Raw genomic sequence first — 23,603 nt, forward strand, 5'->3', positions numbered from 1 at the left:
CTCAGAAAGGAGAAGTCGGTAAGGGAATTCTACGAACAGTGTGTCCCTCATGGAGCGCCTCCCACGTAATCCTGCCTCCCTGGGTCCAATACATCGCAATATTTTCCAGATTTCTCTCCTCTAGAAGTATTTGAGAAACTTTCTCGCCTACTTTTCCTGACAGAAGTGCACTTTTATTTGAATCTTCTCCGCCTTCTCCGATAAATACTGGAATAGATGCTCTCTCCGGCTCGTTGCCCTGGCCGACTGACTCGATAAGCTCTCTAAGACCAGTTCGCAATTCCTCCCGTGAGCTCGCTACGATTGCCGCCCGGCACTTCATCGCTTCACGGCCTGTCTGAAGGGTGAAAGCAATATCATGTAAGGAAAGCTCTTGCTGCTGCTCTACATATTCAAGTAATTGACTCGCAAGCGCATTTAGTCGCTCCCAGTTTATGTCTGAGAGAATCACTACTTCTGTCTGATCTGCCCCTTGCAACTGGACAGCTTCTTTTGGCGAAGGGATGTATTCTTCCAGAATAAAATGAACATTCGATCCCCCAGCACCGAAGGAGCTTACTGTTGCCCGTAGCGGAAATTCCCGCTCTTCTCCCTCCAGCTCTATTACAGGCCGCTTCCATTCCTGAAGCTCCCGCTGCAAATAAAATGGAGTATTGCTGAACGTAAGATTAGGATTCAGCTTTTCCGCTTTAATGGTGGGAACCAGCTTTCGATGCCACAATTGCAATATAGCCTTGGTAAGCTGCGATATCCCCGAGGCCGCTTCTGCATGGCCTATATTGGATTTAACCGAACCCATGGCACAAAAGTGCTGCTCGTCCGTAAATTTCTGGAAAGATTTTTTCAAGGCGACTAGCTCAATCGGGTCTCCTAATGTAGATCCATTGGCTGCTGCCTCTACATAGCTGACTGTCCGGGGATGAATGCCAGCTTTCAAAAAGTTTTCTTCAACAAGTTGTGCCTGTGCATTGGGATTGGGGACCGTGTACCCATTGCTGTGTCCTCCATGATTAGTGGCCGTAGATTTGATGACTGCTAAAATGCAGTCTCCATCCTCCTCTGCCTTATGAAGCGGCTTTAAGAGAACTGCCCCAACACCTTCAGCAGGAAGATATCCGTCTCCATCCGCAAAGCTTCGACTTTCTTCATGGCTTCCAATCAATTGGTTCTGGCTGGATTCAATATACTTTTTGGGGCTTGTCAACAGATTCCCCCCGCCAGCTACTGCGATTTGACACTCACCTCTGATCAGGCTTTCACATGCCATATGGACAGCCACAGCAGAGGAAGAGCTCATCGTATCAATGGATATGCTCGGTCCCTGGAAATTGAAATAATGCGACATGGGGTTGGCGACGGCAACAGAACCAAAGGATGTGATCCGAGGGGCATCCGTATTTGTATCACAGGTGCAGTATTTATGATACGTAGCACCAACGTAGACCCCAACCTTGGATTGGTGTTTTTTCTGTAGCATCTCTCGCGTATATCCCGCACTTTCCAGCAGGCTCCATATCATTTCCAGGAAAAGCTGTTCCATAGGGTCCATCAAACTCACCTCATAAGGAGTGAGGTGAAAGAAAGAAGAATCCAACGGATTTATTCTGTTTAGGAAGCCCCCCCACTTGCAGTAGGTTTTTCCCGGTTTATTTCTTTCTTTATCAAAGTAAAGATCGTGATCCCAGCGATCTTTGGGAACTTCGGTAATGCAGTCCTTGCCCTCTTGGAGATTTCTCCAGAATTCTTGAATATTTTCCGCTCCAGGATATTTTCCAGACATCCCGATGACAGCAATGTCCATCGCTCCTGTTTCTGTTTTTGTTTCTATTTTTGTTTCCGTTTCTTTTGCCTCCTCCTTAGGCTCTACTCGCACTGACGAAATAGGTGAGTGCCGAAATACCGGAGAGGGCGCTTTTGCATGTTCTACGATGCCCATGGATTTCGTGCTAGCTGCCGCGACTAGCTCTTGTTCAGCACCAAACAAAGCGTTCAATTCGTCACGGTGAGATTCCAGGAAGTAATCCGTTAAACTCTGGATATCCGGATATTCAAACAGTAAGGTTCTGGATAGTGATCCAAACGTTTCTTCCAACTGATCGGTTATTTCCATAGACTTTATGGAGTCAACCCCATAGTTTTCTAAGTTTTTATCCTCTTCAATTCGATGTTCCGGCAGTCCAGTGGATGAGGAAAGTAAGCCCTTTAGATAACCTGTTATCTGATCACGCAACCGCTCTTCTCCAGCCAGGGATTTTGTCTCATTGGCTACAGAAGCCGTGTCAGCTATTGCACTTACAGTCGCTACCTGATCCAGACCAAACAAAGTGCTTAATTCGTCTCGGTGAGATTCCAGAAAATATTCGGTTAAGCTTCGGATATTCGGATATTCAAACAGTATGGTTCTGGACAGTGATCCAAACGTTTCTTCCAGCTGATCGGTTATTTCCATAGACTTTATGGAGTCAACTCCATAGTTCTCCAGGTTTTTATCCTCTTCAATGCGCTGTTCCGGCAGTCCGGTAGACGAAGAAAGCAACCCTTTTAGATAACTTGTCACCTGATCACGCAACTGTCCTTCTCCTGGTCGAAGTTCTGTATCCATTGCTGTCGTAGCGGTGGTGGCTTTTACACCTACAGTTACTGCCTGCTCCAGACCAAACAGAGCGATTAATTCGTCTCGATGAGATTCCAGAAAATACTCAGTTAAGCTCTGAATATTCGGATATTCAAAAAATATCGTCTTCGACACCTGATCGAACGTTTTCTCCAACTGGTCAGTCAGTTCCATGGACTTGATAGAATCCACCCCGTAATTTTCCAACGGCGCATCCTCTTCAATTCGATATGCAGGCAGTTCGATTGACGAAGACAACAAAGTCTTCAAGTAATGGGCCGTCTTTTCACGCAGCAGATGTTCATCTTGGACGGACACTGTCTTATTTTCTGAGAAAGGAGCGATGTTGTCTTCTGATCCGAGTCTCTGATCTCGGGCTGCTTCTCCGCTGTCTTCAAGCTGTCCTTCCATAACCATCATTCTGCTGATCAGTTCAATGTCTCCTTCTACCACCATCGCTTGATTCGATATGCAGGCTATACTTTGATACAACGCACGAATACCAGTCTCTGTCCTCATCGCATACATGCCTACATTCTGCAAAGCTTTTTCCGTCTCCTGGTCAGGTCGCATTCCGCCGTCTTTCCATAACGGCCAATTGATCGACAGCGTTTTGCCCATACGCTCCCAGGAGGATACCAAAGTATTACGATACCAAGCATAGGCATCCATGAACGCATTCGCGGTGGCATAGTCAGACTGACCCGCATTTCCGCCCACTCCGGCAGCTGATGAGAAAAGAATAAAGAAATCTAGGGGCATGTCCTTACTGGCCTGATCCAAATTGGCTAGTCCGACCACCTTCGGTGCCAGAACTTCCCTGAATTCTGCGCTCGTCTTTTTGATAATATAGTTATCTTTGTTGATTCCAGCACTGTGCAGAATGCCGTTAATTCCGCCGTATGCCATTTGGATGTCCTCAATCAGGCCAACCACCGCTGCCTTCTGCGTGACATCCACCTGTCTGTATTCCACCTTGGCGCCAAAAGCCTTCAATTCTTCCAATTGGGCCAGCTTGTCCTCGGTCAGCAGGGACCGCCCAGTCAGAATCAAGGTTGCTTCCCTGGTCTGGCGCGCAATTTCTTTGGCAAAAATTAGACCCAGGCCCTTGGCACCTCCAGTAAGCAGGTAAACCCCATGATCTTTCCATGGAATTTGTGGTGTCGCTGGCATTTCAACCTTGTTCCAGGCAGGAATCCAACGTTTACCTTCTACAAAACGGATGCGGCTGTCCTCTGGACGCTGACTGCTCGACCTTAATATTTCAATGAGTCCTTCATTTTTTTCCGTTTCCCCTACTTCAATCAGTTGCCCATAGAACTTTGGATTTTCCTTATGAGCCGTTTTGAGTATGCCGCACAGCCCGGAGAAAAGTAGCTTCTCATTTCCAGACATCGTTACCATTTGTACCAGCACTTTGCCTTTAGGCTTGTCAATTAGGATGCCTTGTATTTTCTCAAAAACCTGAACGGCATATGTTTCAAAGCGTCGGTCGACCTCTTCCATGCGGGCCTGTAGGGTGATGCATTCCACGCCTGTCAAGGAGGCCTCGACATGTACCGCAGCTATGGCATCTGTCTCACAAAGTATGACCACATGCCGTTCGTAGTCGGTTGCTATGGTTTCCTCATTAGCCGCCTGTTCTTTCCAGAATGGCTGTAGCATCATTGCACCGAGCGGTTGCTCACAAGTTTCCGCTTCCTTATAGGAGACCCCTTTTATGCGCACACAGATTCTGCCTGCCTCGTCGCACAAATCAATATCATACTTGTGCATCTTATGATTAATCTGATTTCCTCTTCCATGCCGTACTAACGCCCACATTTTGCTCGGACATTCCTGAAATATTTGAAGCTTATCTATCGCAGTCGGCAGTATTTTTTTCCGAGAATCAATGCCATTGAACTGCATAACATTTTCATTATTCGAAAGCAGGTATAACGGCAATTGCAGGGCAGCACTTGTCATGAAGGGATGCATAACAAATAGGCCCCCAGTATTCGCAATACCGGAAGGCAGTGATAGCTTGGCCAACACCAAACCCTGACCTATATAAACTTGCTCAGCGGACTGGAATTCCGAATCGTAGTTGGCTCCAGTCGTGCGCAGTGCTTCATCGTCTCCCCTAGGTAAAATATGATCAATGCACTCCATCTGCAAAGCCTGAATATCTAATGTTTCCGTTCTATTTAAAGCCTCCAGCTCGGCACTTCCCTCGCTGTGTAAGACAGGATCTCCTGCTTCGGTTCGTGTGCTGTAAATTTTGAAGCCAACTCCACCTTGATCTCCCGGAAAGAGTCCTATATGTATTTCCGGCTGATCTCCTATGACAGGAGCATGTGTCCATACCATGTCTGTGAGTGTGATGCCTGCCTGACCCTTCTCCTGAACTGTTAACGATTGTTCAACCGCTGCCCGCGCCATTTCAAGACATGCTCCATCCGACAGGACAAGTCTTCCATCAACGACGGAGTTATTCAGATAAAACTCCTGACCGTTGAAGATTGAGCTGAATCTTTGCTCAGAAAGAACGGAAGTATTGTGATGCAGTAAGGGGTGCAGATATGCCGGAGTGACGCCAGCGGGCTTTTCTTCATCTACTGATATCCAGTAGCGTTCCCTAGCAAAGGGATACGTGGGCAAACTGATGCGGAAAGGCTGGACATCACTGTAAAGTCTGTTCCAGTCAATGTGCACACCCTTGACCCACAATTCCGAAAGCCTGCCGTATTTCTCTGCTAGATTCCAGGCATCAGAGGATTCATCCAGCGCTTCTTCCTGCTTAACGACATCTAAACTCTCCTTATCTCGTTTAGCCTGTCCCCGATAAAGCTGTACAATATTCTGCCTTCCCCCAATAAATTCCTGCAGCTTGTTTCTAAGTTCCTCCACTGACTGAACGACCACAGCAAGGCGCTCTTCCATCGCCTCACGCCCTATCTGCAAGGTGTAAGCCACATTTATCAGGTCATTATCCGAGAAGTCATTTTTATCCATTGCAGCAGTCAATTGAACAGCCTGCTCTTTCAATGCTTCATTACTTTTGGCCGACAATACGATGACAACTGGCCTTTGCGGAGTAGAGGCAGCCTGTTCTGCTGGAATGTATTCTTCAAGAACGATATGGGCATTAGATCCTCCGGCTCCGAAGGAAGATATTCCTGCAATTCTCGGGTATTCCCGTTGCTCGCCGTTTTCCTCCAGAATCGGACGTTTCCATTCAGCAAGTCCCTGCTGAACTGCAAATGGCGTCTTGGCAAAATTTATATTGGGATTCAATACTTTGGCATGCAGACTTGGGGCAATTTTCTGGTTTTTCATTTGCAGTATAATTTTAGCGACACCCGCAATCCCTGCGGCCGCCTCCAAATGGCCTATATTTGATTTTACCGAGCCAATCGCACAGAACCCTGTATCCTGTGTATCCTTCTTGAAAGCCTGGGTAAGTCCGGTAATTTCAATAGGATCACCAAGCTCTGTCCCTGTTCCGTGGGCTTCAATATAACTGACTGTTCGAGCATTGACGCCTGCTTTATCCAAAGCCTCTCGGATCAATTCTCCTTGTGCTACCGGATTAGGAACGGTATATCCGTTCGTTTTTCCACCATGATTGATACTAGTAGCCCGAATAACCGCATAAATGTGATCCTTGTCAGCAATGGCCCGAGATAAAGGTTTGAGCAGCACAACGCCCGCACCTTCACCAGGGACAAATCCATCCCCCCCTTCGCCAAAACTCTTGCAACGTCCCTCTGGCGATAGCATTCGCATTGTGCTTAGAAAAACATAGTTGGAAGGATGAAGATATAAGTTGACTCCACCTGCAATGGCAATCTCGCATTCTCCGTTATGAATATGCTCACAAGCCTCATGGATTGCAGTTAATGACGAAGAGCACATGGTATCGACCGAAAAGCTCGGCCCCTTCAAATTTAAGAGATACGATATTCGATTGGCTACCGAACTGAAGGATGTGCGAGGAAAGATCGGTTTGCCTTGCTCCCACAGCTTGGGGCCGTATAAATTGAAGCCTGTTGCGGTAATGCCTGCAAAGACGCCGATTCGCCCATTGTATTGCACTGCAAGCTGATCTCTGCTATATCCAGCATCCTCGAAGGCCTTCCAGCATTCTTCCAGGAATATCCGTTCCTGAGGGTCCATACTCATCGCTTCCCGGGGCGATATATTGAAGAAAAGAGGATCAAAATCTGCAAAATCCTCCACAAATCCTCCAGATTTGCTATAGCTTTTGCCCTTCTCCACAGCTTCCTTGATGTCAGGAGAGTAAAATCCTTCTCTCTTCCAGCGATCCGCAGGGACCTCTGTAATACAATCTTTGCCCTGTTGTAAATTGCTCCAGTATTCTTCCATATTTTTTGCTTGTGGAAATCGTCCGCTCATGCCAATAATGGCTATTTGCTCGTGTTTCGCACTGCCTGTGTCTATAGCTGCGCTGCTGATACGTTGGTTTTCTTCCTTTGGCAGAGTCGGCAATGATAATTCGCTATTAACATGCAAGGATGCAGGGACGAAGTTTTCTTCCGGCTCCAGCCGTCTGCCAAGTCCTGTCCACCGTACGCATTCCTCATAGTAGTCAGCAATAAAATATTTCGCTACCGCTTCCAACGTCTGATATTCAAAAAACAGGGTCATCGAGATTTCACCAAAAACTCCCTGAAGCTTTTGATTGAGCCTTGTAATCATGATGGAGTCTATACCGTAGCTCTCCAAAGGCTCACTGACATCAATCTTTTCAACGCTCAGCTTAGTCACTTCTCCAAACAACACTTTAAGCTGGTGCAAGGTTTTTTCCAGAAGCAGCTCAGGATTTATCGGTGAAGAAGCTGTCTCTTCAACGTACACGTTCTCCTGTGGCTGAGGCTCCAATAGATGCTTCCGCAATCTGGACAAATCCCCCTCTATCACCAGCACCTGCTTCTGGCCAGAGGCCAGGCTATCATATAAAGCCTTAACACCGTTTGAAGTTTGCATGGCCACCATGCCAATACTTTGCCAAACCCTCTCCGTTTCAGCATCTGCATGCATGCCTCCATCCTTCCAGAGAGGCCAATTGACAGACAGCGTCTGCCCTTTGCGCTCCTTGCAAGAGACGAGGCTGTTTCGATAAAAGGCATAGGCATCCATAAACGCATTTGCTGCGGCATAGTCGGCCTGACCAGGATTGCCCATAATCCCTGCGATGGAAGAGAAGAAAATGAAGAAATCAAGATCTAGCTCCTTCGTCGCCTGATCCAGGTTGACCACCCCGGCTACTTTGGGCGCCATCACTTCCTCGAACTCTTCCTGCGTCTTATGAATCATAAAACGATCCTGTATCACTCCTGCACTATGGAGGATACCATCAAGCCCCCCATACTCCTCTCGGATCTTTAGGACCAGTTGCGAGACCTCTTCCTTTCGGGATACGTCCGCTCGTTTGTACTCTACGCGGGCTCCCAGCGCCTTCAACTCCTCCACTATGGCCTGCTTGCTTTCGTCAAGCATGGAGCGTCCTACAAGGACTAGCGTAGCTTCTCGAACTCGCCGGGCGATATCTCTCGCCAAAACAAGCCCTAAACCTCCTGCACCGCCCGTAATCAAATAAATCCCCTGATCCTTCCAGGGTACTCTTCCCGGAGTTTCAGGGGTTTTCATTTCATTCCAGCTGAGAACCAGACGTTTACCGTTCTCGTACCTTATCCTTTTGTCCTTGGGGTATTGACTGTTCTCTTTCAATTTCTCAACGATCTCTTCCAAACCTGTAGCTTCCAATTCAACAAATTGCCCTACGATTTTTGGATTTTCTTTTTCGGCTGTTTGCAGCAATCCCAAAAGCCCAGCAAAGAGCTGCTGCCCGCTTTGTGAGGAAGCAGCAATCTGTACCAGCACGCTGCCCCTCAAGTTCTCTTTGAGGAGCATTTGTACTTCCGCAAGCAGTTGAAGGGCATAGCCTTGAAAGCGTTCATCCATGCCGGTTTGACCGGCATGGAGCTTGATGCATCGGGTTCCTTTCATGAGCGCTTCAATACTTCGCTCTGAGATCTGATCCGGTTCGCAAAGCACCACCAGATGCTGGCTAAATTCAGGGAGAGCCGCTTTTTGGAGCGCAGCTTGCTCTTTCCATGAAGGCTCAAGCATAAGGACTCCTGTATCCGCTAGAGCCCCCTCCGTGTTCCCTGCTCTGCTGTGCAGAGTTCCATCTGAAGCCATTTGAGCTTGAATTTGGCGTATTCTGAGGAGAGCCTCCTCTTTCTGCATCCGTCCGCTTTTTACCTCGCCCAGAATAGTTTGAAAAAAGTCCTTCATCTTCGATTGCCTCCCAGCATGTAGAAACTTCTCATTTACGTATGAATATATTGAAGATTTCATTGGCGGCCTCATCAACAGACATGGCGTCGTTCATCATTTCATCCAAGAGTCTGCCGCACAATTGATCATCAAAATCTACATTGCTTTCATTTTGCGACAGTAATGCGTGGGCTTTTAATTGATCCTTGCTATCCGAAGTCCAATAATGCTCTTTTGCAAATGGGTAGGTTGGCAGGCTGATACGGTGAGGTACCTTCCCCGTATAAATTTTTTTCCAATCCAAATTTATCCCTTTGGCCCACAGCTCCAGAAGCTTTGTATATTTCCTTTTGGAAATCCAATGTTCAATCAGTTGTTGCAGGTCTTCGTCCCCCGTAAAAATGGACAACGCTTCTTTGTTGCGTTTTACTTGACCTCTATACAGGTTGAGCATGCTGTGGCGTCCGTCCACAAATTCCTTTAATTTCTCCTCAAGATCTGTGATCGAATCCACGAGCATGGCTAGACGCTCCTCCATCGGTTCGCGTCCCACCTGGAGCGTATAGGCAATATCCAATATGCTGGCCGAGGATAGCTGACCCTGAAGAGCCTCCAGCAGCTGTCGTCCTTTTTCCTTAAGCTGCTTCTCACTCTTGGCTGATAGCACGATCATCGCAGGTCCCTTAGAAGCAGGTTCTATTCCTGATGGCTCCTGAACCTCGGGAATATACTCTTCAATCACGATATGAGCGTTGGCCCCACCTGCACCGAAAGACGATATTCCAGCCCGTCTCGGACACTCCTGAGTGATTCCATCGGTTGTAATTACCGGTCTCTTCCATTCTTCTAGATTCTGCTGGACGACAAAAGGAGTATTGCTGAAATGAATTTCAGGATTCAAATTCCTAGAATGTAAGGACGGTACTAACTGGCGATGCTTAAGTTGCAGCAATATTTTAGTTACTCCTGCAATGCCTGCTGCGCTCTCGGTGTGACCAATATTGGATTTGACCGAACCTATGGCGCAGAACTGCTTGTCTTGTGTGAATTTCTCAAAAGCCCTGGTCAATCCGGCAATTTCAATAGGGTCTCCCAAAGCCGTGCCGGTTCCATGGGCTTCAATATAACTGATGGTTCTTGCATCAACATTCGAACGCCGTAGCGCATCCTCAATCAGTTGAGATTGAGCTTGAGGGCTAGGCACGGTATAACCACTGGTTTTACCTGAAGCATTGAGCATGCTCCCTTTGATGACACCATAAATATGGTCACCGTCTGCAATAGCCTTCTCCAGCAGCTTTAACACGATAGCGCCGACGCCTTCCCCATCAACGAATCCATCCGCTTGGTCTCCAAACGACTTACATTCGCCAGTTTTCGAAAGCATCGTCATCGCTGACAGCTTGATATAGTGGATTGGGTCTACGATCAAATTGACCCCTCCGACAATAGCGCACTCGCTGATACCGCTATACAGACTTTCCAAAGCTAGATGGATAGCCGTCAATGAAGAGGAACAAGCGGTATCGATGGTCATACTTGGACCTTGGAAATCCAAATGATAGGATATCCGATTGGAAATGGAATTGTATTGAGGTCCCAAACCGTAATTTCCATTCATCACGCCTGCGAATACGCCCACTTTACGACTCTCACAAAGATTGGCAGGGGTATATCCGGCATCCTCTATACTTGCGTATGCAGCTTCCAGAAAGAGTCGTTCCTGCGGGTCCATAGTTTCGGCTTCTGCAGGAGAAATCTTGAAAAATAGCGGATCAAATAAATCGATTCCCTCGATAAAGCCGCCTGATTTCGTATAGATGGTACCTCGTTTTCCTTTTTCTTCGTCAAAGTAGGTCTTCCAATCCCAACGATCTTTCGGAATTTCAGTGATGCAGTTTTTACCCTCTTTTAGGTTGTTCCAATATTCCTCTACATTACGAGCTCCTGGATAGCGCCCGGACAAGCCCACAATCGCAATATCTCTGATATTAGAGGAGTGCTCCTTCGGCTTCTCACCTTTGCTGACAGACGGCTTAAGGAAGCGTCCTTCCTGTGCAAATCTCATCGGGGCAATATCGACTACCTGTGGAGCAGGGACTTCTTCCACTCTGGAAGTTTCTTCGCTCATCTCTGTCTCCTTCATACCTACCAGCTTCTTCAACGAATCCTTTTGCGTTTGAAGCAGGTACGCTACCAGATCATCTATGGTGTTGTACTCAAAAAACAGGGTGCTGGCAAAATCCTCGATCACTTCACGCAAAACATTGGTGATTTGCACAACCAATATCGAGTCGATCCCGTACTCTTCCAGGGCAACCGTAGAGTCGATGCTTCCCGGTTCCATTTTTAGGGTTTCGCCAAGTAAATTTTTAAAGTAGGCCGTACTTTTGCTGCGCAGCACATTATCTGATTCCGCTGATTCCGCCTGTACTGCCTCTCTTTTGGGCTGAGCTGATTGTTTTATTGATCCTGCTTCAACGGTTCTATTCTCTACCGATAGGGATTTCTGCTTTGGCTGTCGCTTTTGCCGAACCAAGCCATCGCTTTGGGCTGCAACGATCTGCTGGCCCCAATCATGCGCCTCCTGTGCCGGGAAAAACGCTGTGTGAAAGCCTTCTTTGGCCAATACGCTTTTCCATACGTGAGGATAAAGTCCAGGGCAGCCGGGAATACGCAATTCCGAATCCTCATAAGCCCACCAGCCATCCAGCAATCCGAAGGTAAGGTGGGTAAACACGCTGCTGCCCATGAGTTCATTTAATAGAAGCAGGCCGTTGCTTTTCAAAACCGCTTTCGCATTACGCAATGCCTGGCGAATATCTTTTGCCGTATGAAGTACATTGGCAGCAATGACAATATCATATTTACCTGCATCAATACCTTGTCCAGCAATAGGTTCTTCCACATTAAAGATTCGATAACTAAGATACGGATTGTCTGGCCCGTACTCTTTCTCCGCATGCATCAAAAAGGCCTTCGAAATATCGGTATAACAATATTCCTGAATGTGTTTGCGGTATGGCCGTAATTTGAGGAATACGGTGTTGCTGGTTCCTCCGGTGCCTGCTCCGATTTCGAGAATTCTGATTTCTGCAGCAGAGTTGCTCATAATTCTCTGCTGAACATAGGCGGCGATCGTATCGGAAAGAACTTCATTAAAATAGTCAGCTACCAGACTGTCTTTATAAATCCCTTCCACTAATTCCATCGAGGAATTGGGGAACATGATTTCCGTTGCAGGACATTGGCCGGTAATAATTTCAGGCAAGGCCCGCAGCGTTGTCTCAGCCAAATGTACCCTCGCCCGCATCTGCGGATATTTTTGCCATGTATGCTTGTGCTCTTCCCATTCCTGCCAGACATCCTCTCGGTAAGCCGGGCTGGAAGCATTTCCATCTGTAAGAGCATCATTCAGCCGTGCCAAAATCTTTACACTCTCACCTAGCCATTTGCCGTATAACTCAGGCAGTCCATGCTTATGTTTGAACTCGTCAACAGACTGACGATCTGTCCCTGACAACCCCATGGACCAAAGCTGCTCCTGCAACAGCTTGCCTAGGAGATGCTCCAATTCCCTTTCCTGCAGGTTGCCAGCATCCTCTGCCGCATATTCCTCGGCAAACTGGGCTTTTGATTTGATCACTGCAGCCATACTTTCTTGTATATCCCGAAGATCGGGATCCGTGTTGTGCGGGTATAGATTGATGGCTTCTGCCGGATTAGTCCCTTCCAACTCCAAATGTTTTGTTGTTTTCATCAGTCCCATTTGACCCAGCGGTGAGGCAAGCAACGTCTCAAGTGCCTCCATCCCCTCGTGAGGCTCAATAAGTCCGACGCCGATCTGCGCTAGTTTTGAGTAATTATCGACTTCTTGCTGCCTGTCTTGGGAAGCATTGTTCTCGTCGTTCCCCCAGTATCCCCAGTTCATGACTTTCACCGGGCAATGCCATTCCTGTGAAAGCCGCTGCGCAAACGCATCCTTAAAGGTACATCCGGCAGCATAGCTGCTTTGTCCCGGATTTTTTACATAGGCAATAATGGAAGAGAAAAACAACACGAAATCCAGCGGTTCATTTTGGAAGACCTGAGCCATGCGCACACTCACATCGACCTTTGCCGAAAGCCCGGACCGGAGCTCTTCCTCCGTCAAATCTTCCAAACCCTTCTCCAAAAAGGCAATGGCAGAGTGGACTACGCCGTTGATCTTGGAGTAGCGCTGCTTTATCTCCTCATATGCCCCCTGCAGCGACCTTTCATCTGCTGCATCTGCCGTAATATAGTATGGAACAGGTCCGTGGCCTTTAAATTCGTCCAATTTAGCCTGGATGGACGCGTCCTTTGACCTTCTGCCTATCCACACCATCTGGGCCTGATAGGTCGAAGCCATATACTTGCTCCACGCCACTCCGATGTTGCCTGCACCACCGATAACCACATAGATGCCTCCGGTTTTGTACAGCGTCTGTCCTTTTGAGCCTGGAGTCTGCTTAAACGGAATCAGCTGCTGGCGATACCACTGACCGCCTCTGAAAACCCACATCCGTCCCTGACGGTCTGAAGGCAGCGTAAATAGTTCGGATAACGGCCAGTCATAGTCGGATTGCAGGTCTATGATACGAACCTTCCAGTTCGGATATTCTTTGGCCATCGTGCCTACCAACCCATGGAAACTTGCGTGGGCCGGGTGGACTGTATCGTCCTGATCGATCGACTGAGCCTGGGTGGTTATAGTTGTCCAGCCTAGCTTTTTCGTCCCATACCCCAGCAGGAGCAGCGCCTTGACCATTCTAAAGAAGAGCAAGGCTCCGGGCTCCTGTTCCTCAATCAAGGATTCAGCAGTGACCGATTCGACAGAAATCGTAGGTGCAATCCACAGTATATGGTCAACGGCTCCATATTCTTCAACCTTTGAGGCAACCGTTTCTATGGAATCCTGCGCCTGCAGCTCCAAAAAATGCGCCTTCGGATAATATTCCCAGATGGCCTGTCTATCTTTGTCCGTACCACCTGCAATGACCATTCGGTCTGTCGACGATGGGTAAACTGTATCCTTTTTAAGCGCAACGGGGTCCCATTTGGGGATGAGCATAACGGCTCCTACAAGCGGATCTGCGGCATGATCTCCTGCAACTACGCCTTGCGCATGCTCAGTGCGGATATCTCCGTCCAGCGCTCGGGTGGATAGTCCCGTTATTCTGACACAAACGTTCCCTTCCTCATCACATAAGTCGATATTGAGCTTCTGTACCTTGTCCTCTCTCTTGCTGCCCTCGCTGTATTGAATCAACGACCACATATTCTGGGTGCATGCCCCATGGATTTCGATCTCTTGAAGGGCGAATGGCATAGAAGGCGTATTGGGTACTGTGCTGTCCGGCAGCTCTCCATCTTGACCCATGATTAATCCAATGGATGCATGCAAGGCCGCATCCATTAGGCTAGGGTGAAGAACAAAGCTGTCAGCCGAATCGGAGAGCACGGAGGGCAATGCCAGCTTGGCCAGCATCTTTCCTGGACGTGTATACACTTTCTCCACACACCTGAAGGCTGGGCCGTAATCCATGCCAATTTTTTGGAAGATATCGTAGCAACGCTCCCCCTCAAATCCGTGTAGATCAAATTCTGCCTGTAATGCCTCTAGGTTAAGCACTGGCTTTTGTTCCACGTTAAACTGCACCGCATTGCCCTGGCTGTGCACGGTATGTCCGATATCACTTCCTGCTTGCTTACTATATACCTCAAAGCTGATTTTTCCCGCGTCTTCCAAAAATAGGCCTGTGTGTACTGGGAATGGCTGATCTTCGACCACAATTGGCCGAATCCAGTTTACATTTTTTAACCGGATTCCTGTTGTGCAGTTGTCCTCATCTCCTATAGAGCGTTCCACAGCCGCCCGCACCATCTCAAGATAAGCGACGCCTGGTAGAATCCGTTGGCCTTTTACCGTATGATCTCTGAGGAAAAATTCCTCGCCTGTAAACGTTGAGCTGAACCGCTGCTTCAAGAAGTTTGAAGTGTTGTGGTGCAGTAAAGGCGACAAAAATGCAGACTGGCCTAGGGTGGCTGTCATACCATCGTTCTTTACCTGGTTTACGGGCACCCAATAGCTTTCTCTGGCAAAAGGATAGGTTGGCAAACTAATCCTGCGAGGCTTCTTTTCCCCATAAAGCCTATTCCAGTCCAACAGCAGTCCTGTCACCCAAAGCTCGGCGAGCTTTCCATGTCTACCTTTACTCACCCATACACCCACCATTTTAGCCATATCCTCATCGATTTCCTGAGTGACCAATACTCCTTTGTTGCGCTTTACCTGTCCTCTATACAGTTCTTTTATACCTTCCTTCTCCAGCAGGAAGCTTTCCAATTTCCAATCCAGCTCTTGGATGGATGTGGCGATGATCGCAAGCCGTTCTTCCATCGCTTCTCGTCCGATCTGCAGCGTGTAGGCGATATCTGCGAGACCTATACGCGGGTCATTCAGCTCTCTAATGGCAGATAGCAATCTTTGCGCCTGCTCGTTCAGCCTTTCCCTGTTCTTGGCCGATAGCACAATCATGGCAGGATGAAGAGACGCAGGAGCAACTTGCAGCTGACCAGTCTCTGCTGGAATGTACTCTTCAATTACCACATGCGCGTTAGACCCACCTGCCCCGAAGGCCGAGACTCCTGCCAACCTTGGATACTCCTTGATTTCACCATCCATGGATACGACAGGTCTTTTCCATTCCTCTAATGTCTGCTGTACTTTAAAAGGACTATCACTAAAATCGATGTTGGTATTTAACTTGCTTGAATGCAGTGAAGGCACCAATTGTTTATATTTCAACTGCAACAGCACCTTTGTCACTGCGGCAATACCGGCTGCGCTCTCACAATGTCCGATATTAGACTTGGCAGACCCGATTGAACAGAACTGCTTGTCTCTGGTATATTCCCGGAACACCTTTTGTAAGCCCGCAATTTCAATCGGATCACCCAGAGGAGTTCCTGTCCCATGCGCCTCTATATAGCTAATGGTTCTAGGGTTGATTCCCGCCTCCTGAATAGCCTGCCCAATCACGCTAGCCTGTGCGTTGGGGTTGGGTACAGTATATCCATTGGTTTTTCCTCCGTGATTCACTGCAGTACCTTTTATGACGCCATATATCCGGTCTCCATCTGCTATAGCTTTGGCCAGCGGCTTGAGCAGCAAAGCCCCGACTCCTTCTCCTGGCACATATCCGTCACCCTGTCCGAAGCTTTCACACCGCCCATTGCTTGATGCAAAGCTTCCCTGTCCGAGTAATAGATATTTGTTAGGATGGACGGAAACGTTGACTCCCCCTGCAACCGCCAGTTCACATTCTCCATGCTGCAGTCCGTGACAGGCCATATGGATTGCTGTCAGTGACGAAGAGCACATCGTATCCACAGCGATACTTGGTCCATGAAAATTACAAAAATACGATACACGGTTGGCAACCGCCGAAGCATTCCCGAGAAGCCCGAGCATATTCCCTTTGGCTTGTTCCTGGGCTCCATAAAGCTGATATTCGTGATACATTACTCCGACATAAACGCCAACATTGCCTTCCATGCCGCCAAGTCCCCGGTCTGCACCAAGAGTTTCGCGCGTATAGCCCGCATCCTCTATGGTTTCATACACACATTCCAGGAAAAGGCGCTCTTGAGGGTCCATTGTTTCCGCTTCTCTTGGCGAAATGTTGAAAAACAATGGGTCAAACCAGTCCACCCCATCGATGAACCCTCCCCACTTGCTGTAGGTTTTCCCGGGCTTCCCTTTAGTTTCATTAAAGTACAGGCTGTGGTCCCAACGCTCCTTGGGAATCTCAGTGATGGAGTCCTTCCCATCCCTTAGATTTTTCCAGAACTCCTGGATACCTGCTGCCCCCGGATATCTTCCCGATATCCCTATAATGGCAATGTCCAAGCCCTTTTCTTCCTGATGGGGCTGCATACCTGTCGGGAAAGGCCATGTACGTCTGCGACTCGCAGCTATCGAAGTCAAAGGCTCTATTGCTGCTTTTGCAGGTTCGTTCGCCACTTTATGAGGAGCCGCATTCTTCTCCTGCGCTTTTAAAACGTCTACCAGCCGGCCATGGTGCGATTCAAGGAAATATCCAGTTAATGAGCGGAGATTATGATATTCAAAAAATAATGTCTTCGGCAGTGAGCCAAACGTTTTTTCCAATTCATTTGTGAGCTGCATGACCAATATGGAATCAATCCCATACCTGTCCATAGGCGCATTTACATTTATACTTTCAGCTGGCAGCTTGATTACAGCCGAAAGCAATGTTTTCAAATAGTCTTCAGCTTTTTCTCTTAGCCATTCTTCGCCGATAATCGAGGCTTCCCCATCTTCCATTCTGGAACGGCCTGAAATCTCTGTTCCTGAAGGCTGTCCCAGAATGGCCGTCTTAATCGTTTGAGGATACCCTTCGATAACCATGACCTGGCTTTTACCGGAAGATAAGCTTTGATACAAAGCCTTTATTCCACTCTCTGTTTCCATGGCAATCATGCCCAGACCTTGCATTGCCTTTTCCGTTTCCCCATCGACATGCATCCCACCGTCCTTCCACAACGGCCAGTTGATCGACAGCGTGTGCCCCTGGCGTTGCTTGCCTGCCGCCAAAGCATTTCGATAAGAAGCATAAGCATCCATAAAGCCATTGGCAGCAGAGTAGTCAACCTGACCTACATTGCCAACACTTCCGGCGCCGGAAGAAAACAGGATAAAGAAATCCAGAGGCAGGGAGCTGCTGGCCTGATCCAGATGGATCAACCCTGAGACTTTGGGAGTCAGCACTTCTCTAACTTCTTCTATCGTCTTTTTGATGATGAAGTTGTCCCGTATCACTCCTGCTGTGTGCAAAATACCGTTAAGACCGCCATATTGCTCGACGATGCCATGAATTAACTCGGTGACCGCTTCCTTTTGACCCACGTCCACCTGTCTGTACTCTATATGACCTTCCAGCGCTTCCAATTCGCTTAACAAGGTCTGTTTATCCACTGACAGAGGTGATCGTCCTACCAGTACGACGGTGGAGTTTTTCACATTGCACAGGATGTCTCTGGCAAAAATCAGTCCCAGGCCGCCTAGACCGCCAGTGATGAGATAGGTCCCTCCATCTTTCCATGGCTGGGCTGCATCTTCACGCAAGGTTTCAATTTCTTGCCACTTTAAAGCCTGTCGCTTGTCGCCATGATATCGTATCCGTTCGCCGTACTGGCCGTAACGGTTCTCTTGTATTTTTGCAATAATCCCCTCAGGACCATCCTTGGCATTAAGCTCTAGCAGTTGACCCATGACATTCGGGTTTTCTTTCTGGGCGGTTTGCAGCATGGCAAAGAACCCGGAATAAACCTGGTGGTCATTTCGGGCAGGGACTGCAATTTGCAGCAAAGTTTTTTGTTTGTGTATGTCCAGCATTATATTTTGCAATTCTTCAAATATCTGAATAGTGTAGTCTTCAAACCGCGCATCCAAGTCATTACTTGAGGACTGTAAAAGAATGCAGCGAGCACCATCCATACGAGCTGCAATATCCTCTCTGGAAATACCTTCAAATTCGCACAGAATCACAATATGCCGTATATCGTTGAACGCGTTCTCTCCTGCGGGGACTGCCTCCTCCCAGACCGGCTCCAGCATGAGTGTGCCCACATTCTCGACGAAATCTGCTTGCCCTGCTCCTTTTTCCAGTTCTCTGGATGAGAGCCCTTTGAGCTGCACACAAATCTTTCCGGTCTCGTCGCAGAGATCGATATGTACTATGCTCAATCCATTTAGTGTCTCCTCACTCGCTTGTCTGGAAATCCGTGCCCACATCACAGAAGTGCATTTTTCGAATATTTTCAGTTCCTGCAAGGCAAAGGGTACCGAGAGGTTGCCTTCAGACACATGTTCCTCCTGATCCATCACCAAGCCGATTGTGGCCTGCAAGGCTGAATCCATTACAGCCGGATGCAATACAAATTCACTTTGGGTATGAGATACATTGGATGGAAGGGACAGCTTTGCCAGCACGAAATCCTTTCCCCGTAAGATGGTCTCGATCCCCTGGTGTCCCGGGCCATAGTCTATTCCCATAGCTCTGAAAGCTTCATAGCATTGGCTTGAAGATAGTGAACTGTGAATACATTCTGCCTGTAAAACATTCAGGTCCAGGTACTGCGGCTCACCGCTTCTCTCCAACACAGCTATCCCCTGGCTGTGTATAATACCTTCGGCGTTTTCTTCCACGCCGCTGTATATTTCAAACGCAATCTCTCCATCGTCCTGAGGATATAGGCTGGTGTGTACCCTGATCGGTTTGTTAGCTACAACGATGGGCTGAGCCCATACTACATTTCTCAGTTGAATACGGGTCTCACTCTCCATGACATCCCCTGCTGCTTCTTCGACGGCCGCTCGCACCATTTCAAGGTAAGCCACCCCAGGTAATGTCGGTTGGTCCATAACTCGGTGATCCGCTAGGAAAAATTCCCGGCCTGTAAAGGTAGAGTCGTAGCGCTGCCCGAAGAGATCGGAAGTATTTTGATGCAGCAAAGGGTGAATTTGGGCGGTCATAGCCGGGTTTATACTCTCCTGCCCTATGTCTGTCTCAGACAACCAATAGCGTTCCCTCTCGAAAGGATAGGTCGGCAGACTGATTCGCTGGGGCTTGGTTGCCCCATAAAGTGCATCCCATTCAATAGTTGCGCCATTAGTCCATAATTTGGCTACTTTATCAATTCTTTTATTTTGAAGCCAGGTCCGAACGAGGGTTCCAGTATCTTCGTCAGAATCAAAAAGTTCAATATCGTCTCTAGCATCGTCCACTTGTCCAGTAAACACCTTGTCCGACGAGTTGCCATTCACAAAATGTTCCAGCTCATGGATCAGATTTTCTCTTGAATCTGTCAAAAACGCGAGGCGCCAGTTCATAGCCTCTCTGCCCACTTGCAGGGTATAAGTCAGGTCTGACAGTTTAGTGCTTTCGTGCAATTTAACAAATTCCATCATGTCGGCGGCATAGGATTTCAGGGCTTGTTCGCTTTTGGCAGAAAGTACAAATAGCACTGGGTTGTCTTGATCGACTGGGTTCAGCTTCACCTCAGAGGCTACAGGCACATATTCTTCAATAACCATATGCGCATTAGTACCGCTAAACCCGAAAGCACTGACGCTTGCACGTCGAGGTATCCCCGGTTTGGACTCCCACTTTTGTAGCCCAGTGTTAATGTAAAACGGGCTTTCCTCCAAAGAAATATGTTCATTTAGGGATTCAAAATTGATGGTTGGCGGCAATTGCCGATGTTTCATGGCGAGGAGCACTTTCATTATGCCAGCTACTCCGGCCGCTGTTAGCATATGTCCCATATTGCTTTTCAGCGATCCCAGCGCGCAATAGCCCTTTTTGTTCGTATAGGATCGGAAAGCTTCGGTAAGCCCTTCCACTTCGATCGGATCGCCCAGTTTGGTACCTGTCCCATGGGCCTCTACCATAGAGATCGTTTCAGGATTAATATTGAACCGCTGGTAAACCTCACTTTCAAGCGAAATCTGTGAATTTACACTTGGAGCAGTAATGCCGTTGGTTTTCCCATCCTGGTTCATTCCCCATCCCCGGATAACCCCATAGATGGAGTCCTTGTCCCTGATTGCATCAGAGAGCCGTTTTAATAAAATAACGCCAACCCCTTCTCCAGGGACAAACCCGTTTGCACGGGCGTCAAAAGTAAAGCATCGTCCATCCTTGGACAGCATTCCTGCTTTGCTGGTCATGACATGCATCCCTGGCCCTGCCATGATCATTACTCCGCCCGCCAAAGCAAGATCGCTTGTTTCTAAAACAAGGCTGTTGCAAGCTTCAGCTATAGCTACCAGAGAGGAAGAGCATGCGGTATCAATCGCCAGAGAAGGGCCCTTCAAATTCAGCAAATACGAAATCCGAGCCGATAAAATGGAAGGCGCTCCTCCCATAAGAACCTGCGCATTCAACCCCTGTCCGCTCATAGACCTTCCATAATCACTAGCTGCACAACCTACAAAAACACCGCAACGGCTCCCTGACAGTGAGGCTGGATTCAATCCGGCATCTTCAATGCATTTCCAGCTACTTTCCAGAAATAGACGCTGTTGAGGGTCCATCATCTCTGCTTCCGCAGGAGATATATTAAAGAACAACGGGTCAAATCGATCTATATCCTCTAGCACACCCATCCACTTGCTATAGGTTTTCCCCTCAGCCTTGGGATCAGTATCATAATATTCATCAATGGACCAGCGTGTTGAAGGAATTTCCGATATACAATCCCTGCCCTGAGCCAGGTTATCCCAGAACTCAGTCAATGTCTTGGATTTGGGGAACTGACCCGCCATGCCAATAATTGCGATAGAATCCTTCTCCTGACCATGCGGCATACTGGGCACAGATTTTTTCATATCCGCCTGCTTGAGCAGTTTGTGCGTACCATCGCTATTCGGAAGTTGTCCGTAGGCCGTCTGAATCCGTTCCTTGACCTCTTGCTGATTCACAAACGTTTTGTCCTGCATTTTTATTTCTTTCTCAATCGTAGCCGCCAGCTTTTCTCTAATCGGCTGAGCCATATGGTTTTTCAGCTCAATCAATGACTCTCTTGGCGACTCGGACAGTTTCCTTGCCAGCTGCATTGCGTACGGCACCACTTCATTTCTCGGCAGAACAGGAAAAGGAGTCCCTTTGGACTCCAGCTCTGAACCGCTATATCTAGTACCAGTGAATAAAATTTCCTGCGCCATGCTAACTCCGAATTTTTCAGGAAAAATGAGGGTTGAGCCCGCACCGGGAGTAAAGCCGTATTTCATAAAATTAGTGGTGTAGATGCTTTCTCTACTCATCACGATAAAATCGCAAAACATCCCCATGCACCAGCCTGCGCCAATTCCATGTCCCTGCATAGCAGCAATGACTGGCAGCTTGCAATCCAGTGCAATCTTGTAAACATTGGTATCGCTATATTTCGCCTTTCCCTCATGAATGGCTAGCAATCCCTCCTGCGTACCCCCTGTGGCAAAATAGGTGTCATATCCCGTCAGAATCACGACTTTATAGTTCTCGTTAGCCTGCACCGTAGCGAACGCCTGGTTCAGGCCCACAATCAGTTCATCGGAAAATGTATTTTTGTGCACGGTATCCTTCATTGTTAACAGGACAATGCCATGCTCAAATTCCTGCAATTGAACCACAGGCGGCACTTCCGTTTCGCCATTGCTCTCCTTCTCCGGTCCGTGAAAGCTGTCCAATGGCTGTAGCGAAAGAGACAATTCCTCTGAAGTTGATTCCTGTGACCGGACTTCCAATGATTCTTCCAAAGATTCATCCGAAAGCCCGCCCATCAATTGGCGCAATCGTGCTTCGGCATCTTCAGAATTTATTTCCCCTGTTTGTACCGCACGAAAAATATCTTTTGGATCCATAAAAATGCCCTCCTAGCCGTATGAAATAGGACGAATATCGTGTCGGCAATTTACGAGTGTAATTGCTTGAACAACTGATCGGCCTGCTCAACATTTAATTCACCTTGCAGCACCTTCTGGATCAACGCTTGCATGGGCTGCGTAGAAGTTGACTCTACAGGTACTTGGTTTGAGGCTCCCGCCGATTTGCTTAATTCCTTTGCTAAATATTTGGAAAATTCTTTGATGTTAGGATAGTCATATACTCTGGTTGCTGAAATAGCCGTTCCAAACCGTTTATTCACGTCCTGTACCCACTCTACGCCTATAATAGAATCCAGTCCCATATCGATAAATTTATCGTCCCGGCCAATATCCTTTTCATCCATACTCAAGGATTTAGCGAGACTTTTAATTAGTTCCTTCTCCAATGCATCCACCCGTACAGCCGTAGGCCCGTTAGCAGGTCGCTTGGCCTCATCCCTGACAGCGGGCTGCGGTGTAGAATTGATAGGTTTAGGCTGCGGGGGAGCAGGCTTCAATTCTGCAGGCTTAGCTGCCTTTTTGGGTGCGTCGGCTACCTTCTCGATATTAGAGACTGAGCGCAGCAAAATACCCTGCGGCTTTTCAGGTACCTTTGCCAATGTCTGTACCTGCACATTAGCGTTGGCAGTAGGAGGGCTGAAAACAACGGGCTCTTGCTTTTGTGCTGGAATATCAACTACAGGGAGCTCCGTCTTGACTTCCTTGGACTGGCTTCCAAACGTAGAGATCCAATAGCTTTCCTTGGCAAATGGATAGGTTGGCAGACTCATCCGATGAGGTCTAACCTTTCCGTAAAGCCTGTTCCAATCGAATAGTAGTCCCTGAACCCACAGCTCTGCCAGCTTTGTATACTTGCTCTTGCTTATCCAGATATCCACCAATTGTTCCATGTCCTCGTCTGCTTCAAGAACCGTCAGAATATCTTTATTTTTCTTTGCCTGACCCGAATAGAGTCCGTCGATTTCCTCATTCCCCGCTAGGAAGCTCTCCAGCTTTCCTTCAAGCTCCGTCGTAGACTTAGCTATGACTGCTAACCGTTCCTCCATAGCTTCCCGTCCCACCTGAAGGGTAAATGCTATATCCCCCAAACTGGCATCCGCGTATTCCGGTGCTCTGAGTGCAGAAAGCAATCTTTGCACCTGCTCGTACAATCGCTCCTGTATTTTTGGCTGACAGCACGACTATGGCCGAGTTTTGCAATATCATAGGAGCTTGTCTAGTCTC

3 protein-coding genes are annotated in these 23,603 nt (G+C 48.0%); all 3 read right to left on the reverse strand.

Annotated features, from left to right (window positions below; all coding sequences use genetic code 11):
- Position 1: 1 nt before the first annotated feature.
- The 3 genes from C400_RS0118305 to C400_RS0118315 are packed head-to-tail and all read right to left on the reverse strand — an operon-like array spanning position 2 to position 23,518.
- The gene (locus tag C400_RS0118305; protein WP_017427848.1) at positions 2 to 8,920 is read right to left on the reverse strand and encodes a hybrid non-ribosomal peptide synthetase/type I polyketide synthase; all 8,919 of its coding nucleotides are present in this window, start codon (positions 8,918 to 8,920) and stop codon (positions 2 to 4) included.
- A gap of 31 nt (positions 8,921 to 8,951) precedes the next feature.
- Positions 8,952 to 22,355 carry an SDR family NAD(P)-dependent oxidoreductase gene (locus C400_RS0118310; RefSeq protein ID WP_017427849.1) on the reverse strand — a complete coding sequence of 4,468 codons (13,404 nt, stop codon included), beginning with the start codon at positions 22,353 to 22,355 and terminating at the stop codon, positions 8,952 to 8,954.
- 50 nt (positions 22,356 to 22,405) lie between these two features.
- On the reverse strand, positions 22,406 to 23,518 hold the full coding sequence (locus C400_RS0118315) for a KS-MAT linker domain-containing protein (protein WP_128574149.1): 1,113 nt from the start codon (positions 23,516 to 23,518) through the stop codon (positions 22,406 to 22,408).
- Positions 23,519 to 23,603 lie beyond the last annotated feature (85 nt).

The sequence above is a fragment of the Paenibacillus sp. ICGEB2008 genome (genome assembly GCF_000307675.1).
GTDB classification, from domain to species: domain Bacteria; phylum Bacillota; class Bacilli; order Paenibacillales; family Paenibacillaceae; genus Paenibacillus; species Paenibacillus polymyxa.

Excerpts from the sequence above, each read along its gene's own strand:
- C400_RS0118305 (WP_017427848.1), bottom strand. The coding sequence starts at position 8,920 with ATGAAGGACTTTTTTCAAACTATTCTGGGCGAGGTAAAAAGCGGACGG.
- C400_RS0118310 (WP_017427849.1), bottom strand. The coding sequence starts at position 22,355 with ATGGATCCAAAAGATATTTTTCGTGCGGTACAAACAGGGGAAATAAAT.